This window comes from Brevundimonas vesicularis, assembly GCF_014204545.1.
GTDB classification, from domain to species: Bacteria; Pseudomonadota; Alphaproteobacteria; order Caulobacterales; family Caulobacteraceae; genus Brevundimonas; species Brevundimonas vesicularis_B.
Map to the genome: position 1 here is coordinate 1,263,324 of NZ_JACHLJ010000001.1, position 16,137 is coordinate 1,279,460.

Consider the following 16,137-nt stretch of genomic DNA (forward strand, 5'->3'; position numbering starts at 1 on the left):
CGCGCAGACTAAGACGGCGTGAACATCACGCAGGGTCAGCTTCGTTCGCCGACGAAATCCTGGGCGAACTCGGGCGCCTCGTCGTCCAGCGGCAATGTGCCGTCCTCGTCGTCCGCCTCCGAGGCGCGGCTGGGATCCGGCACCTCGAACCCGACCGGCAGCGACAGATCCAGCAGGCCCGCCGCCTTCATCTCCTGCACGCCCGGCAGATCGTACAAGGTCGCCAGGCCGAAATGCTCCAGGAACCGGTCGGTGGTCGCATAGGTGACGGGCCGCCCCGGCGTGCGCCGACGTCCGCGCAGCCTCACGAACCCCATCTCCAGCAGCAGGTCCAGCGTGCCCTTGGAAATGCTGACGCCGCGCACGCTCTCGATCTCGGCGCGGGTGACGGGCTGGTGATAGGCGATGATGGCCAGGGTCTCCAGCGCGGCCTTGGACAGCCGGCGCGGCTCCTCGCGCTCCTGCGTCATCATGAAGGCCAGGTCGGGCGCGGTGCGGAAGCGCCAGCGGTCGGCGACGCACTCCAGCTCGACCCCCCGCCCCTCATAGCGGGCGCGCAGACCCGATATGGCGCGCGCGACGTTGCAGTTCTCGGGCAGGCGCGCGGCGATTTCGGCCGCCGTCAGCGGCCCGGCGGCGGCGAACAACAGGGCCTCGACCCGCCGCTCGATCTCGGCCTCGTCGGGCTGGAACGACAGGTCGCTCACGGCGTCCACTCCAACAGCTGGCCCGGTCCCCGGCGTTTCAGATACAGGTCCGCGAACGCCTCGCTCTGCCGGATGTCCATCGCCCCCTCCTTCACCAGCTCCAGACTGGCCGACAGGGTCGAGGCCGTAAAGCTGGCCTGGCTGGGCCCCTCCTCGTCCTCACGATGCGGCGCGACCTGTTCCAGCGGCGTCCACTCCGCCAGCTTCGGCATGATCTCGCGCAGCCAATCGCGCGCGGCCTCCAACGGAAAGGCCTCGACCCGCTGGCCGGGGGCATAGCGCCGCGCCTCCTCGCGCCGACGCTGGACGACATAGGCGCTCATCAGTTCGTAGAGGCTGGCGTCGATGCGATCCGAGGGCACGATCACCGTCGCCTCGGGATCGCCGCGCGTGAAGACGTCGCGCCTCAGCTGGGGCCGTGCCATCAGCTGTTCGACGGCCTTTCGCATCGCCTCCAGCTTCTGCAGCCGGAACGCCAGGGCGGCGGCCATTTCCTCAGCCGGCGGCTCTTCGGCCTTGCCCTTGTCGGTGCGCGGCAACAGTAGGCGCGACTTCAGATAAGCCAGCCACGACGCCATCACCAGATAGTCGGCCGCCAGGGCGAAGTTGCGCCTGCGCGCCTCATGCACGAAGGCCAGATACTGTTCCGCCAGCTGGGTGATCGACAGCTTCAGCAGATCGACCTTCTGGTTTCGCGCCAGGGCCAACAGGACGTGCAGCGGTCCCTCATAGCCTTCCAGATCGACGACGAAGGCCTCGCGCTCCTCGACCTCCTCGGCGTTGAAATCAAGATTCGGCTGGAAAGACTCCGTCATAGGTCTTTAGGCCTGCGCCTCACCCACGTCCGGCCCCTTGGCGGCGTCCATGCGACCGCCCATGGCCTTGAAGAAGCGGTCGTGCCCGGCGACGGGATCGAGCGGTTCGGGCGTCCGCACGATCCGGGCCAGCGCGGCTTCCGCCCGGCGGCGCGCCCCGCCCTTCAGCGGTCCGACGCCCTCGGCGACCTGGCGCATTTCGTCCATGTCGCCGTTCCAGTGGACGACGAGATCGCACCCCGCCTTCAGCGCCTTGTGAGCGCGCTGGGTCAGCGAGCCCGAAAGGGCGTTCATCACCAGATCGTCGGACAGCAACAGACCGCCGAATCCCAACCGCTCGCGGATCAGGCGAATGGCCTTCTTCGACTGCGTCGCCGGATGTTTGCGATCGATCGCGGTGAAGACGATGTGCGCCGTCATCCCGATCGGCATGTCCGACAGGGCCTTGAACGGCGCAAAGTCCCAGGCGTCCAGCGTGTCCAGATCGGCATGAACCGTCGGCAGGTCCTTGTGCGTGTCCGCAAAGGCCCGGCCGTGGCCTGGCATGTGCTTGATGCAGGGCAGAACCCCGCCCGCCAGCAGCCCTTCCGCCGCCGCCCGGCCCAGCACGGCCACCGTCTCCGGATCGACGCCATAAGCCCGGTCGCCGATGATGTCGTGGGCGCCGGGCACCGGCACGTCCAGCACCGGCAGCAGATCAACGGTCACCCCGACCTCGCGCAGATCGTGCGCCATCAGACGTGCGCCCAGTCGCGTCAGCTCACGCGCCTGAGCCAGCTCGTTCGTCGCCTTCAGATAGGCGTTGCCCGGCGGGTATTTGGGCCAGTGGGGCGGCCCCATCCGCTGGACCCGACCGCCTTCCTGGTCGATCAGGATCGGCGCCTCGGGATCGCCAATGGACGCCCGCAGTTCGTCGGTCAGGGCCCGCACCTGTTCCGGCGTGTCGATATTGCGCCGGAACAGCATGAAGCCCCAGGGTCGGACCTCGGCGAAGAAGGCCTTTTCGTCCTCCGTCAGCCGATGTCCCAGGCAGCCATAGATGGCGGCGGACGTCACCGGACGATGCAGTCCCGGCCCGCCGCCTTCAGCGCGTTGCAGAAGGCGACCGCCCGTTCGCGCGACAGGCCCGAGAAGGCTGTGCGGTACAGGGTCGATCCGCTGGACGATGTCACTTCGGTCACGCGCTTTTCAGCGCCCGAGGCGAACGCGCCGAAGCGGCCGGCGACGGCGGCGTATTCACGGTCCGCGATCTCGGTCGAGGAGAAGGCGCCGATCTGGACCGAGGCCGATCCGCCGGTCGCCGCCGGAGCCTTGGTCGCCGGTGCAGCGACGGGCGCAGTTGGAGTCGTCGGACGCGGCGCAGGCGAGGCCGGCGTCACGGCCTTGGCGGGCGGCAGGCCTTGGCCGGTCGGGGCGGCGGTCGGCGGCGCGGCCGGACGCGGCTGGGGCGCCTCGGGCGGCGGGGTGAAGGTCACCGGCGCATCCGTCGTCTCGGTCTCGTCGCGATAGACGCGCACCCCCTCGGCCGGGTCGATCGGCTGAGCGTCGATGGGCGCGGCGGTCTTCATCTCGCCGACCGGCTGACCCACGGCCGGCGGAGCGTCGGTCGAGGCGCGCATGCCGGAACGGTAGAAGAAGATCACCGCCACGATCAGCAGCAGCAGGACCACCGCGCTGATGATCAACGTCACCGGCGGCGCCTTGCCCCCGCCCGCGCCGACATTGCGGCCGCTGCGCGGATCGTAGCTGTTGCGGCGGAACGGCAGGTCGTCGTCGGTCGGCGGCGTATAGGCGCCCCGGCCGGGTTTGTTGTCGTCTTCAAAGGACATGGTCGCGCTCCGCCGTCTGTCGGCGCGAATCGGCGCGCCGAACGATCACTCTACGCCCCCGCGTGCATCTTTCGAATCACAGATCGAGGGCGAGGTCGAGGCTGAACAGCTTCTGGTGCACTTCTATGGCGTAACGGTCGGTCATGCCGGCGATATAGTCGCACACCGCCCGCGCCCGCTGCGTCTTGTCGGTGGTCATCGCCGGCTCGCCCCATTCCGGCGGCATCACCTCTGGCTCGGCCATGAACAGTTCGAACAGCTGCGACAGCACGCGCCGCGCCTGGCTGCGGGTTCGGTTGACGCGGTAGTGGCGATACATCCGCTCGAACAGGAACTTCCTCAGCACCGCCAGATCGACGTGCATGGCGTGCGAGAAATCCACCATCGTACGCCTGGCCATCCGCACGTCCTCGGTCGTGACGATCCGGTCTTCCTCCAGCCGCCGCGCCGTCTCGGCCAGCACGTCCTCGATCATGACGCCGATCATCCGCCGCACCGCCTCGATCCGCAGCATCCGGTCGTCGATCGTGGGATATTCGCGGCGCACCTCGGCCAACATCGGCCCGATCAGCGGCACCTGATCCAGATCGCGCAGGGTGATCAGACCCGCCTGCACCCCGTCATCCACGTCGTGGTTGTTGTAGGCGATGTCGTCGGCGATGGCTGCGCACTGGGCCTCCAGCGAGGCGAACGTCCCCAGCCGCAGGTCCCACCCCGCCTCGCCGCCGGCCGCATAGGGGCGCACGACCGACCAGGCCGGCTCGTCCAGCCGGTGCGACACCGGGCCGTTGTGCTTGATGACGCCCTCGACCGTCTCCCAGCTCAGGTTCAGCCCGTCGAACTGAGGATAGCGGTTCTCCAGCTCGGTCACGACGCGGAAGCTCTGGACGTTGTGGTCGAACCCGCCGTGGTCCCGCATCTGCACCACCAGCTCGTCCTCGCCGGCATGGGCGAAGGGCGGATGGCCCAGGTCGTGGGCCAGGGCGATAGTTTCGGCCAGGTCGTCGTCCAGCCTCAGCGCATGGGCCAGCGACCGCGCGATCTGCGCCACCTCCAGCGAATGGGTCAGGCGCGTGCGATAATGATCGCCCTCGTGCGCCACGAAGACCTGGGTCTTTTCCTTCAGCCGCCGGAACGCCGTCGCATGGATGATGCGATCACGGTCGCGGGCGAAGGCGGTGCGCGTGCGGCTGGCGGGCTCGAAAACGCGGCGGCCCCGGGTCAGGTCGGCGCGCTCGGCGTAGGAAGCGAGGTCTGTGTGGCTCAAGTCATCAACTTTGAGGCTGCTTTGATGCGGGGGGCCTTTGCGAACGGCCCTGCCCGCCTCATATAGACAGCCGTGAGCACCGTCCAATCCACAGAACCATCCACACCCGCCTTCACCGTCGCCACGCGCGCGCCGGAAGGCATCGTCCTGGCCGCCAGCGCCGCCAAGCGGCTGGCCAAGCTGGGCGCGGCCGAGGGCAAGACCCTGATGCTGCGGGTCGCGGTGGACGGCGGCGGCTGCTCGGGCTTCCAGTATCGGTTCGAGCTGGTCGAGACGGCCGAGGACGACGATCTGCGGATTCAGGCTGACGGACAGACCGCGTTGATTGACCCCGTCTCTATCCCGTTCCTGAAGGGGTCCGAGATCGCCTATGTCGATGAGCTGGCGGGCGCCCAGTTCGTGGTCAGGAACCCGAACGCCGCCTCCAGCTGCGGCTGCGGCGTCAGCTTCTCGATCTAGCGACGGCCCAGCCGGTCGCCAGGATCGGCGAAGCCAGCAAGGCCGCAAAGGCCCAGTCCCACACCCCATCCTGCAACAGCGCGCCCACCAGCCCGATCAGGCTGAGCGCGAACAGGGCGATGGGCGCGCGGAAGATCGCCCAAAGGCTCAGATCCCTCGGGTTGTGACGGCGACGGCTCACGCCTTCCGTCTCCCCTTGCCCAGCCACAGATAAAGACCGGACCCCAGGATCACGATGGTGGCGATGTCCAAGAGCGCCCACAGGATTTTCAGCGCCAGCCCGCCATAGTCTCCGAAATGCAGCGGCTGAGACAGCGACAGGGTCTTCACATACCAGGGCATCGGCGCCACCGCCGCCAGTTCGCCCGTCCGCGCGTCGATCAGAGCCGGCGTCGTCATATGCGTCGTCAGCGGCGTGTCGCCGTGGAAGAAGACGGCATAGTGGTGGTCGGTCGAATAGTCGGTCCCCGGAAACGCCACGAACTGCAGCTTCATGCCCGGCAACGCCGCCTTGGCCCGCTCCACCGCCGCGTCCAGCGAGGCCCGGCCTTGGGCGGGCGCTGGCGCATCATAGGCGACCGTCAACTCCTTCAGCGCCGTCTCTTTCCAATAGGCCAGAATGGGCGTGGCCAGGGTGTTCACCGCCCCCGTCAGCCCCACCACCAGCACCCAGGCCGCCGTCACCACGCCCAGCAGATTGTGATAGTCCAGCCACCGCGTCCGCGCCGCCTTCATGACCCTCACCGTCCCGAACGGCAGCCGACGCATGAAAGGCGCGTACACGACGACGCCCGACACCACGGCGACGACCAGCATCAGCCCCATCGCCCCTAGAAACAGCATTCCCGGCAGACCCAGGAACATGTCGGTATGAAGCTGAAGCAGGAATTCCATCACCGGATGACCGGCGACCAGCGGCGCAACTTCGCCGCTGGTCTGATCGATGGGCTCGAAACTGTATTTGCCGGCCGGGGCGTCGGGGGCGCGGCTGGTGACGTTCACCACCGGCCGGTCCTCGTCGAAGCTCATGAAGGCCGGAACCTCGCCCGGATGTTTGGCCAGACCGGCGGCCAGCACCTCGTCCAGCGTCAGCAGTCGGCCGCCCGGGTTCTTCGGCGCCCACGGCTCATGCAGCAGCGCCTCATTCAGCTCGTGGCTGAACACCAGCGGCAACCCCGTGACGCACAGCATTAGCAGGAACAGGGTCGAGATCAGGCTCGACCACTTGTGCGTCCAGCTCCAGGCGCGGATCGTGCGGGCGTGCATCGGCGGGCGCGGTTCAGAACTCGGTGGAGACCGACAGACGCAAGGTCCGCGGCGCGCCCAGCGTCAGATAGTTCGATCCCGGATAGCCGCCGACCGCGACCCACTGATCCTTGTCCGCGACATTCTCCACCCGCGCCCGCAGCGTCACCGGCTTGTCGCCCGCCACGAAGGCGTAGCGCACCCCGGCGTCGAACCGGGTCCAGCTTTCCAGCTCCAGCGTATTGGTCGCATTGGCCGGTTGGGCGCCGGTATGGACCGCCCGGCCCTCGACCGTCAGACCGCTGACCATCGGCACGTCCCATTCGACGTTCAGATTGGCCTGGAAGTCCGGCACGCCGATCGCCGACTTGCCCGCATTGGCGGCGGTCAGCGACCGATTGATCTCCGCGTCCAGCCATGTCGCGCCGCCGATCAGACGCAAGCCTACGACCGGTTCGCCATAGACAGTCAGCTCGACGCCCTTGTTCTCCTGCTCGCCGCCGTCCGAATAGAGGGCGGTGTCCGGATCGAAAAAGGCGCTGGGCAGGGTCGTGTGGAAGACGCTCAGCGTGCCGCCATACGAACCGGCGTCGTATTTGGCGCCGATCTCGGCCTGCTCGGCGCGGAACGGCGACAGCACTTCGCCGCCGTTCGCCACCGTCACGCCATTGACCACCGCCGGCGCGGTCGTGCCCGGAACCAGGGCTTCGGCATAGTTGGCGTACAGTGAAATCGTGTTGCTGGGCTTGTAGACCACGGCGAAGGCCGGCGTCGTCGCGTCGCTGGAATAGCCCGACGTGAATGCGCCGTCGGCGTAGGCATAGGATCGAGTTTCGATCTCCTGATAGCGGACGCCGACGGTCGCCAGCACCCGTCCACCCAGGAAGGACAGCACATCGGCGACGGCGAAACTGGTGTTCTTGACCCGCTCGGTGACCTTGGGATCATCCAGATCGCCCGAGACGCTTGCGATGGCCGGCGCCGGCGACACCAGCGGATCGGTCAGCGTTCCCATCGCATAGCCGGCGAAGTTCGACGCCGCCCAGGCGTTCTTGGACTTGGACTGAATCTGCGAGGCCGAGGCGACCAGGCGATGTTCGATCGGGCCGGTCGTCAGGTCGGCGCGCACGCCGATGTCGCCCGACCACACCGTGTCCTCGCGGATATTGTCGAAGCGATAGCCGCTGATCGCGCCCGCCGCATCGGCGCGCGGATTGGCCAGGCTGTTGTCTTCCTCGCCCTGACGCCCGCCGAAAGCGGCCCAGGCGCTGATGCTGTCGGTCAGGTCGAGCTCGCCGCGCACGGCGCCGAACAGCTGCTCCTCGTCGGTGTAGGTCCAGCGCTGGGCGAAGTTCTTGTCGGCCGAGGGCGCGTCAGGGATGGCGGTTCCCGGCGTCACGCTGGGACGGGGCGCGTCGATCCGATGATCCTGCCAGCCCACATCGGCCGAAAACCGGGCGCGATCGCCCCGGCGGTCCAGCCCAAGGCCGACGACCCGCAGTTGGCCGGTCTCGTCCTCGACGGCGCTTTCGCCCGCGCGGCTGGCGATGTTCAGGCGCGCGCCCCATTCGCCTTCGTCGCCAAAACGGCGGGCCAGGTCGGCGGCGGCGTAGATCTCGTCACGGCCCGACACGCCCCCGGTCAGGCGCGTCAGGGGGGCGTCGCCCGCCCGCTTCGGCGTCAGGTTGAAGGCGCCGCCGACCCCGGTCCCGCCCGGCGCAGCGCCGTTCAGAAAGGTAGAGGCTCCGCGAAACACTTCCACCCGCTCGACAAGTTCGGCCGCCACGAACTGGCGCGGCAAGACGCCATAGAGCCCGTTGTAGCTCATGTCGTCCGAATAGACTGGGAAGCCGCGAACGACATACAGCTCCTGGAAGTTGCCGAACCCCTTGGACACACGCACCGTCGGGTCGTTCTGCAGCACGTCGCCGATGCCGCGCGCCTGCTGATCACGCACCAGTTTTTCGGTGTAGTTGGCGGTCGAGAACGGCGTGTCCATCACGCCCAGATTGCCCAGCAGGCCGATGCGTCCCCCGCGCGCCACCTGACCGCCCGCCGCGGGCGCCGTCAGCCGCACCTGCGATCCCGTCACCACGATCTCGCCCAGCTCCGCCGGCGTCGTCGCCTGCTGCGCCAAGGCGGGCGAGGCGAGCGTCAGGGCCAGGACGCTGGCGGTGAACGAAACGGAGGCACGGCGAAGGCAGGGCATTTTGATACGCATTCTCAAAATCAAGTTGCGCGTCCTTAGCCCGATCGGTGGGCGCAATGCAATCCGCCGCGCCCGCGACATATTGCATTCGAGCGGTTTCTCGTCTGACCTCTCCACAAAGGAGACTGCAATGCCGATGCTGACCCACGCCCTTCTGGCCGCCAGCCTGCTCGCCGGCCCGGTCTCGACCGACATCGCCCTGCCCGCCCAGCCCGCGCCCTTGCATGGCACGCTGCTGACGCCCGAGAGGCCGACGGCCGTCGCCGTCATCCTGCCCGGCTCAGGCCCGACCGATCGGGACGGCAACAGCCCGATGGGCGTCGCCGCCTCCACCTATCGGCTGCTGGCCGAGGGCCTGGCGGAACAGGGGATCGCCACCCTGCGCATCGACAAGCGCGGCATTGAAGCCAGCGCCGCCGCCGGGTTCGACGAAACCAAACTGCGCTTCGACGACTACGCCGCCGACGCCCGCGCCTGGGCGACGGAGGCCGCTTCGCGCGCGGGTCTGCCCTGCGCCTGGCTGATCGGACACAGCGAAGGCGCTCTGGTCGCCCTGAAGGCGGTGGAGGGCGGAGACGACAAGATCTGCGGCCTGATCCTGCTGGCCGGCGCGGGCCGTCCGGCGGGCGTGGTGATCCGCGAACAGCTCCAGGCCGGCCTGCCCGAACCCCTGAAAACCCAGGCCTTCGCCGTCCTGACCCAACTCGAGGCCGGACGCACCGTCACCGACACGCCGCCCGCGCTGGCGGCCCTGTTCCGCCCGTCGGTCCAGCCCTATCTGATTTCGTGGTTCGCGCTGGACCCCGCCGCCCTGCTCGCCGCCTACGACGGCCCAGTCTTCATCGGCCAAGGGACCACCGACCTCCAGTTCGGCGTCGCGGACGCGCAAGCCCTGGCCGCCGCCGATCCCAAGGCCACGCTGAAACTCTGGGACGGCGTCAACCACCTCCTCAAGACCGCCCCCGCCGACCGCGCCGCCAATATGGCCACCTACGCCGCCCCGGCGTTGCCGCTCGCGCCGGGCGTGGCGTTGCCGCTCGCGCCGGGCGTGGCGGAGGATGTGGAGGTGTTTATTCGGGCGAACGGGCGGCGTTAACCGCGGCTCGTAAAACGGCCGCTCGCTGCATCAATTGTCGGTGGAAGGCGGTCATTGTCGCCCAACCAGTATTCGCGCCAACTTCATCCCAACTCTCTATCATCTCGATTTACGGTTGCACCTCTTCGCGCAAGCCAGTTGTATCGGCGCCATAAAAGCGGAGCTTCTAGATGTTAGAAATTAACGGCCGCCTCTTCATGAACGCTGTCATGGAAATTCGGCGAGTGCAGGCCATTGTCGAACATAGCGGTAGTGACGATCAACGCCGCGAGAACATGAACCGCACTAGCCGAGACATCGTGCTACGTAATACTGAAGACATGGTGCCGTCGCTTCAGCAGCTGCACGCTAGACTGGCGGAGACGTCAGCGCTGCGTCTATGCGACGTACTTCGGAGCGATGACGAGTTTACGTGGAGAGCATTAACGGCGGCAATGGCCGACATCGAGTCAAGACTCCGGGATGAGCTAGATTTGGTCCGCATCTTCGTTCTGAGCCCGGCAATGGCCGCCTACCTGCTAACAGGATCAGACCTTTGCGGCCCTCGCATAACAAGCCATTTCCCCTCTGTGCTTTTTGAAATGGAAGAGGCGGCGAAGTGCTTGGCGGTATTGCGCCCTACGGCCAGCGTGTTTCACTCGATGAGAACACTAGAGATAGCCATCCGCGCTCTCGCTAGGTTCTTGAGCATCCCCGACCCGACCAAGCCTAGCGAAAGAAACTGGGGCGCTATGCTCACAGCGATCAAGGGAGGCATGGGGGCGAAATATCCCGGCCCCGCGATGCCTCATTCAGAAGGTGCCATGATTGAAGGTCTATACGCATCGCTGGACGCCATTAGGAACCCTTGGCGCAACGCCACGATGCACGTGGAGAACATCTACCAGCCGCATGAAGCCGAACATATTTTGCGCTGCGTCAACATGCTGCTTTTGCAGATGTCGAACGTGTTCGATGAAGAGGGCCAGCCAGCTTAGAACGATATAGCCCTTACTCAGCGTCAGCGAAAATGGACCTTCGAATCTAAGTTCGACCTTCTCAAGTTAGAGCTCCTACCTCTTCGCCGCCGTCCCCCGCGCCTGATCCGCCAGCGAGAAGAACCGCTCCCGCACCTCGGCCGCGAAGGGGTTGTCGCGTTCGATGGCGCGGAAGACGGCGGGGCTGTCGTGGCGGACCATGTCGACGGCCTGCATCAGCCGGTCGAAACTGGCGGTAGTCATGCGCGTTGGCAGGGGCTCCATCGCCATCAGGACGCGGGCGATCAGATGGGTCAGGCCCTGCACCGTGGCGGCCTCGCGGTCGTGATCCTCGGGGCTGACCTGAAACACTTTCAGGCGCAGCGCCCGGCGGCAGAAGGCGGCGACGCGGCGGGCGTCCTTCGCAGCCCTCACCTCGCACACAGCGATCCGCAGGCCCGCGATGCCGTCCTTGCCGCTCTGGGGGCCGAACAGCGGGTGCGTCCCGACGATCCGCACGCCGGGCGGCAGCAGGGCGTCCATCGCCTGCGCCGGCCTCACCTTCACCGAGCCCACGTCGACGACCAACGCATCGGGCGCCAGATGCGGGCCGATGGCGATCAGCGTCGCCTCCAACGCCTCGACCGGCACGGCCAGCACCACCGTCGGACAGGCGGCGGCGGTCGCCAGATCGGTCAGCGTCGCGAGGCCTTCGCCATCGCTGGCCGCCGGATCATGCGCCAGGACATCGAACCCCGCCGACAGATGCCGCGCCGTCAGCCGCCCGAAGGCGCCGAAGCCGATCAGGCCGAGCCTTTCCCTCACAGCGTCTCCATGAACCGCACCGGCCGCCCGTGCGCCGATCCGATCAGTTCGCCGTCCTGCATCACCACCTGGCCGCGCACGATGGTCGCCATCGGCCAGCCGGTCGCCTCCACGCCATCGAACGGGGTCCAGCCGCAGCGCGTCGCCTGCTGGTCGTGCGTGATCGTCCGTTTGGCCTTCAGATCGACGATGGTCAGGTCGGCGTCATAGCTGACGGCCATCCGCCCCTTGTTCGCGGTCCCGAACACCCGCTGCGCGCCCGCCGAGGTCAGGTCGATGAAGCGCTCCAGCGACAGCCGCCCATTGGCGACGTGCGTCAGCATCAGCGGCACCAGTGTCTGCACCCCCGGCATTCCGGACGGAGAGGCCGGATAGGGCTTGGCCTTTTCTTCCTTCGTATGCGGCGCGTGGTCGGAGCCCAGCACATCCGCCACGCCCTGCTGCATCCCCCACAGCCAAAGGGCGTCCACATGCTCCTGAGACCGGATCGGCGGGTTCATCTGGGCATAGCTGCCCAGGCGCTCATAGGCTTCCGGTCCGACCAGGGTCAGGTGCTGGGGTGTGATTTCGACGGTCGCGACATCCTTATGGAAGCGCAGATATTCCATCTCTTCCCTGGTCGTGACGTGCAGCACATGGATGCGCGCGCCCGTCTCCTTGGCCAGGCCGACCAGGCGCCGGGTCGAGCGGATGGCGCTCTCGGCGTCGCGCACCTCGGGGTGGCTGGTCCAGTCGCCGGTGCGGGCCAGACCGCGACGCTCGACCAGACGGTATTCGTCCTCGGAGTGGAAGGTGGCGCGGCGGCGCACGTTGGACAGCACCTTGCGCACCCCCTCGTCGTCGGCGATCAGCAGGTCGCCGGTCGAGGCGCCCATGAAGACCTTGACCCCGCAGCAGCCAGGCAACCGCTCCAGCTCGCCCAGATAGTCCGCATTTTCATGCGTGCCCCCGACGTAGAAGGCGTGGTCGGTCCACATCCGATCCTTGGCCCGCGCCAGCTTGTCGGCCATGGTGTCGGGATCAGTGGTGTTGGGATTGGTGTTCGGCATCTCGAACACGGCGACGACGCCGCCCAGGGCGGCCGCGCGGCTGCCCGTCTCCAGATCTTCCTTCCACTCCAGCCCCGGCTCGCGGAAATGGACCTGGGTGTCGATCACCCCGGGCAGAACCGTCAGACCCGTCGCGTCGAAGACTTCGCCCGCCGAGGCCTGGCTCAGGTCGCCGATGAAGGCGATCTTGCCGTCGATCACCCCGACGTCGGCCAGGCCGCGCCCCGCATGATTGGCCACCTCGCCGCCACGGACGATCAGGTCATAGGTCTGGGTCATGGGGCGGCGGTCCTGCGGGATGAGCGATGCGCTCTTACTATATCTCCGCTCATCCCCGCGAAAGCGGGGACCCAGCGCTTTGCGCGTGCTAACCCCGCACCTTCAACATTCTCTGCGCCGCCTTCAGCACCCGCTCCCACGGCAGGTCCATCATATGCTGGATCGCCTGGTTCAGGCGCGGATCTAGCTTTTTGAACTCATCATAGGTGCGCGGCCCGCGCACGGCCTCGCCTTTCCAGGGTCCGCGCACGGTCTCGTCCGACGGTCCAAACACCGCCACCACCGGTGCGCCCGAGGCCACGGCCAGCTGGGTCCAGATCGAGTCCGCCCCGATGTACAGCACTGACCTCGACAGGGCCGCGACCGTCTGCAGGCGCGTCAGCTTGCCCTGAAGCTCGATCACCCGCGCGCGCGGCACGGCGTAGCGGATCGTGTGCGCCGCCTCACGGTCGATCTCCTCGCCCACGATCATCAGCCGCCCGCCCGCCAGCGGCCCGTCGTCGGCCAGCAGTTTGGCCGCGACCTTAGCGTAGCGTTCGGCGGGCCAGCGCTTGCCCATCCATTCCACGCCCGGCCCGACCGCCAGGATCGGCCCATCTCCACCCGTCGCCGGGATCAACGCCTCGACCTGGGCCTGCGTCTCGTCCGAGACATAGAGTTTCGGCGCGGGGATCTCATCGGGTTCCAGCTTCAGCACCGCCGCCGCCGCTTCGACCGCGTGCAGACCGGGCTGATCCTTGCCCCGCACCGCGCGCTTGTGCCGCCTCAGCTTGCCCGACAGGTCCGAGCCGCGCATGTCCACGACCAGCCCCCATTTGGTCGCCCGCACCTGGTTCCACAGGGCGATCCATTCGAAATGGCCTTCGCGCTCCAGCACAATCAGCTTTGTCAGGCGCGGCGTATCGGCGAACAGCGGCGCGCTGGCGGCCGATCCGACGATGGTGAAGGTCGCGTGCGGCAGGCTTTCGACCAGATGCGCCAGCACTCCTGCGGACAGCACGGCGTCCTCGGCGTCCGCCTCGGCGATGTAAAGGATGGGAAACCGCCCGATCATCCGTTGACGGATACAGGGATTCTATCTGCGGTTCAGCGCCAAACGCGTGTTTCCACAGGAAGGCCCCATGCGCTACAGCGACGCGCATGAGACAGACGCCCGACGCCGCCCCGGATCCAGAAGCCGCCGCCGCCCTTGAACGCTTCAAGGCCCAGCGCGTCACGGCCATCTATCGGCTGGACCTGATCGCCAAGGGCGCCACCATTTCCTACGAGGACGGCACGCCCATCGACATGGCTTCCGAAAAGGCGCGACTAGAGGGGGTCGTCGCCGACATGGATCGCCGCATCGCCCGGCTGGAGCGTTCAGCCGGGTGAGCCTGCCCCTCCTTCCCGGCCGGACCTGCGGCGGTTGCGTCGAATGCTGCCGGGTCATTCCGCTGAACCTGCCGGAACTGGCCAAGCCGACGGGCGAGCTGTGCGCCTATTGCGTCGACGGCGCCGGCTGTTCGGTCCACGCGATCCGGCCGAACACCTGCCGCATCTGGTTCTGCCTGTGGCGCGTGGTCGAGCTGTCCGACGACTGGAGGCCGGATCGCAGCGGCGTCATCGTCCGCCCCGACGGTGTCGAGGACGGGGTCATCACCCTGTATGTCCTGCGCCGCTCCGACTTCCTGGCCTCGCCCGACTTCTTCGTGACCGTCGCCGGCTGGATCGCGGAAGGGATCGAGGTGGCGCTCAGCATTCCCGGCCCCGTCGGCACCTATCCCGCCCGCGCCGTCGTCACCGACTGGCTGCGTCCGGCCATCGAGGATGGAGACACCGACGCCTTCACGACCCGCGTTTTGATGTCCCTCGACACCCTGGCCGAACACGACTTCCAGCCGGACGGCGTCATCGCGCGATATGCGGTGACAACCCAGGATCAGCCCAAAGCTTAGCCGATGCTTAAGTCCTTCGCCTTACGGTCCGATCCGTAACGCCGTCGCTGGAAAGGGCACGCCGTCGATGCAGGCCTGGGACGCGCTGAAACGACCGATCTGGATGTTCGATCCGGTCGCCTTGCGCGGCGTCTACGCCAATGCGGCGGCACTCGACCTCTGGGGGTCCGACAATCTCGACGCCCTTCTGGCGCGCGATTTCAGCAACGTGTCCCCCGCCGTCCTGGCCCGCACCGAGCGTCTGGCGCGCGAGACGGCCAATGGCGAGACCCTGACGGAAGACTGGACCTTCTATCCCCACGGTCGACCACTGACGGTGTCGGCGGTGATCTCGACCTATCGCCTGACGGACGGCACGCCGGTTCTGCTATTCGAGGCGGCCCCCATTGCGGTCGAAAACGAAGAGCGTCGCGCGGTCGAGGCCCTGCGCCACACCTCGACGCTGATCACCCTGTTCGACAGCGAGGCCCGCCCGATCTTCTCCAACCCGTCGGCCTTCGCCGCCTATGGATCGACGGCGCACCCCTTCGAGGCCCGTTTCGCCGAACCCGAGCGCGCCCAGCCCATGTTGGCGACCGCCCTGTCCGGCGCCGCGATCTCCGATGTCTGCGAGATCATCACGCGCGGAGGTGTGCGCTGGCACCATCTGGACGTTCGTCCCGTGACGGACCCCGTCACGGGCCATCTCGGCGTCTTGCTGAACGAGATCGATGTGACCGACCGGGTCGAGGCCGAACAGGCCCGCGTCGCCGCCGAGCAGAAGACAGCGATGGCCGAGGCCCGGCAGAAGTTCCTGACGGACATGTCGCACGAACTGCGCACGCCCCTGAATGCGGTCATCGGCTTTTCCGACCTGTTGTCAAAAGCCGGCCTGTCCGAAGAACAAGCCGATCAGGTCGCCCGCATCAACGGCGCGGGCCAGCGACTGCTGTCCGTCGTCAACAACATGATCGACCTGTCGGCCGACAACGTCGTTCCCCTGTCGCCCCAAGAGACGACGGCCGAGCCTAGCCCTCCAGCGAACGAGGACGCTTCCGCCCTGCGCGTCCTCTATGTCGACGATCACGACAGCAACCGCGCCCTGGTCATGGCGGTGATGACGGCCCAGGGCATCCTTTGCGCCACCGCCAATGACGGGGAACAGGGCGTCGAGGCCGCGCGCACCGGCGAGTGGGACGTGATCCTGATGGACGTCCAGATGCCGGTCATGGACGGCGTCGAGGCGACGCGCGCCATCCGCGCCCTGCCCGGCGTGGTGGGGCGCACGCCGATCCTGGCCCTGACCGCCAACACCCTGCCGGAACAACTGATCCAGTACGAACAGGCCGGCATGGACGACTGCATCGCCAAGCCCATGAACATCGTCGATCTGGTCATGCGCGTCACCGCCTGGGGCGCCAGCGACTGGCGCACCTTCGATCCCCGCCTTGAAGACGCGGCGGCCGCTGTCGCCTAAATTCGGCGCGG

16 protein-coding genes and 1 pseudogene are annotated in these 16,137 nt (G+C 67.4%); 6 read left to right on the forward strand and 11 right to left on the reverse strand.

The genetic code is table 11. The features are described from left to right. Positions 1–35 precede the first annotated feature (35 nt). The 5 genes from scpB to HNP47_RS06470 form a co-directional block, all read right to left on the reverse strand. Positions 36–707, reverse strand: coding sequence for an SMC-Scp complex subunit ScpB (gene scpB / locus HNP47_RS06450; RefSeq protein WP_052247644.1), 672 nt, complete (start codon positions 705–707; stop codon positions 36–38). Next, a complete protein-coding gene (locus tag HNP47_RS06455; protein WP_184278790.1) occupies positions 704–1,522 on the reverse strand; it encodes a ScpA family protein in 819 nt (272 codons plus the stop codon). Before HNP47_RS06455 ends, scpB begins: the two co-directional genes overlap by 4 nt. A 6-nt stretch (positions 1,523–1,528) precedes the next feature. After that, entirely contained in the window at positions 1,529–2,578 is a 1,050-nt protein-coding gene (gene nagZ, locus HNP47_RS06460; protein WP_184278791.1) for a beta-N-acetylhexosaminidase, read from the reverse strand. Further along, positions 2,575–3,351 carry an SPOR domain-containing protein gene (locus HNP47_RS06465; RefSeq protein ID WP_184278792.1) on the reverse strand — a complete coding sequence of 259 codons (777 nt, stop codon included), beginning with the start codon at positions 3,349–3,351 and terminating at the stop codon, positions 2,575–2,577. Before HNP47_RS06465 ends, nagZ begins: the two co-directional genes overlap by 4 nt. Positions 3,352–3,427: 76 nt before the next feature. After that, the gene (locus HNP47_RS06470) at positions 3,428–4,618 is read right to left on the reverse strand and encodes a deoxyguanosinetriphosphate triphosphohydrolase (RefSeq protein ID WP_184278793.1); all 1,191 of its coding nucleotides are present in this window, start codon (positions 4,616–4,618) and stop codon (positions 3,428–3,430) included. A 141-nt stretch (positions 4,619–4,759) separates the two neighbouring features. Here HNP47_RS06470 and erpA point away from each other — a divergent pair, with 141 nt between their 5' ends. Then, positions 4,760–5,077: an iron-sulfur cluster insertion protein ErpA gene (erpA, locus tag HNP47_RS06475; protein ID WP_311770050.1), complete on the forward strand. Its 318-nt coding sequence runs from the start codon at positions 4,760–4,762 to the stop codon at positions 5,075–5,077. On the opposite strand, the gene HNP47_RS06480 is transcribed toward erpA, so the two are convergent. The 3 genes and pseudogenes from HNP47_RS06480 to HNP47_RS06490 form a co-directional block, all read right to left on the reverse strand. Beyond that, positions 5,061–5,258, reverse strand: coding sequence for a hypothetical protein (locus HNP47_RS06480; protein ID WP_221415055.1), 198 nt, complete (start codon positions 5,256–5,258; stop codon positions 5,061–5,063). The two genes, erpA and HNP47_RS06480, sit on opposite strands and share 17 nt — an antisense overlap. Further along, positions 5,255–6,447, reverse strand: a pseudogene (locus HNP47_RS06485) (PepSY-associated TM helix domain-containing protein). Before HNP47_RS06485 ends, HNP47_RS06480 begins: the two are co-directional and overlap by 4 nt. Further along, positions 6,357–8,543 (reverse strand): TonB-dependent receptor, encoded by a 2,187-nt coding sequence (locus HNP47_RS06490; RefSeq protein ID WP_409360141.1) that lies wholly within the window; start codon positions 8,541–8,543, stop codon positions 6,357–6,359. Before HNP47_RS06490 ends, HNP47_RS06485 begins: the two are co-directional and overlap by 91 nt. A 118-nt stretch (positions 8,544–8,661) precedes the next feature. On the opposite strand from HNP47_RS06490, the gene HNP47_RS06495 reads away from it, so the two are divergent. Both HNP47_RS06495 and HNP47_RS06500 read left to right on the forward strand, forming a co-directional pair. Continuing rightward, positions 8,662–9,627, forward strand: coding sequence for an alpha/beta fold hydrolase (locus tag HNP47_RS06495; protein WP_260394622.1), 966 nt, complete (start codon positions 8,662–8,664; stop codon positions 9,625–9,627). Between the two features lie 170 nt (positions 9,628–9,797). After that, positions 9,798–10,604 (forward strand): hypothetical protein, encoded by an 807-nt coding sequence (locus HNP47_RS06500; protein WP_184278797.1) that lies wholly within the window; start codon positions 9,798–9,800, stop codon positions 10,602–10,604. Positions 10,605–10,679: 75 nt separating this feature from the next. On the opposite strand, the gene HNP47_RS06505 is transcribed toward HNP47_RS06500, so the two are convergent. The 3 genes from HNP47_RS06505 to HNP47_RS06515 form a co-directional block, all read right to left on the reverse strand. Continuing rightward, positions 10,680–11,408: a prephenate dehydrogenase/arogenate dehydrogenase family protein gene (locus HNP47_RS06505; protein WP_184278798.1), complete on the reverse strand. Its 729-nt coding sequence runs from the start codon at positions 11,406–11,408 to the stop codon at positions 10,680–10,682. Then, positions 11,405–12,736 carry a dihydroorotase gene (locus HNP47_RS06510; RefSeq protein WP_184278799.1) on the reverse strand — a complete coding sequence of 444 codons (1,332 nt, stop codon included), beginning with the start codon at positions 12,734–12,736 and terminating at the stop codon, positions 11,405–11,407. Before HNP47_RS06510 ends, HNP47_RS06505 begins: the two co-directional genes overlap by 4 nt. Before the next feature lie 88 nt (positions 12,737–12,824). Continuing rightward, positions 12,825–13,790, reverse strand: a complete 966-nt coding sequence (locus tag HNP47_RS06515) for a glycosyltransferase family 9 protein (protein ID WP_184278800.1) — start codon at positions 13,788–13,790, stop codon at positions 12,825–12,827. A gap of 86 nt (positions 13,791–13,876) precedes the next feature. On the opposite strand from HNP47_RS06515, the gene HNP47_RS06520 reads away from it, so the two are divergent. The 3 genes from HNP47_RS06520 to HNP47_RS16510 all read left to right on the forward strand — a co-directional run bounded on the left by HNP47_RS06520 (position 13,877) and on the right by HNP47_RS16510 (position 16,126). Beyond that, on the forward strand, positions 13,877–14,107 hold the full coding sequence (locus tag HNP47_RS06520; RefSeq protein ID WP_184278801.1) for a hypothetical protein: 231 nt from the start codon (positions 13,877–13,879) through the stop codon (positions 14,105–14,107). Then, positions 14,104–14,670, forward strand: a complete 567-nt coding sequence (locus HNP47_RS06525) for a hypothetical protein (RefSeq protein ID WP_184278802.1) — start codon at positions 14,104–14,106, stop codon at positions 14,668–14,670. The genes HNP47_RS06520 and HNP47_RS06525 overlap by 4 nt, the downstream gene beginning before the upstream one ends. A 67-nt stretch (positions 14,671–14,737) precedes the next feature. Then, positions 14,738–16,126: a response regulator gene (locus HNP47_RS16510; RefSeq protein WP_184278803.1), complete on the forward strand. Its 1,389-nt coding sequence runs from the start codon at positions 14,738–14,740 to the stop codon at positions 16,124–16,126. The last annotated feature ends 11 nt before the right edge of the window (positions 16,127–16,137 follow it).

Bases quoted from the DNA above. Each gene is read 5' to 3' on its own strand.
- HNP47_RS06490 (WP_409360141.1), bottom strand. From the start codon at position 8,543: ATGCGTATCAAAATGCCCTGCCTTCGCCGTGCCTCCGTTTCGTTCACC.
- HNP47_RS06515 (WP_184278800.1), bottom strand. From the start codon at position 13,790: ATGATCGGGCGGTTTCCCATCCTTTACATCGCCGAGGCGGACGCCGAG.
- HNP47_RS06465 (WP_184278792.1), bottom strand. From the start codon at position 3,351: ATGTCCTTTGAAGACGACAACAAACCCGGCCGGGGCGCCTATACGCCG.
- HNP47_RS06500 (WP_184278797.1), top strand. From the start codon at position 9,798: ATGTTAGAAATTAACGGCCGCCTCTTCATGAACGCTGTCATGGAAATT.
- HNP47_RS06455 (WP_184278790.1), bottom strand. From the start codon at position 1,522: ATGACGGAGTCTTTCCAGCCGAATCTTGATTTCAACGCCGAGGAGGTC.
- HNP47_RS16510 (WP_184278803.1), top strand. From the start codon at position 14,738: ATGCAGGCCTGGGACGCGCTGAAACGACCGATCTGGATGTTCGATCCG.
- HNP47_RS06495 (WP_260394622.1), top strand. From the start codon at position 8,662: ATGCCGATGCTGACCCACGCCCTTCTGGCCGCCAGCCTGCTCGCCGGC.
- HNP47_RS06510 (WP_184278799.1), bottom strand. From the start codon at position 12,736: ATGACCCAGACCTATGACCTGATCGTCCGTGGCGGCGAGGTGGCCAAT.
- HNP47_RS06520 (WP_184278801.1), top strand. From the start codon at position 13,877: ATGAGACAGACGCCCGACGCCGCCCCGGATCCAGAAGCCGCCGCCGCC.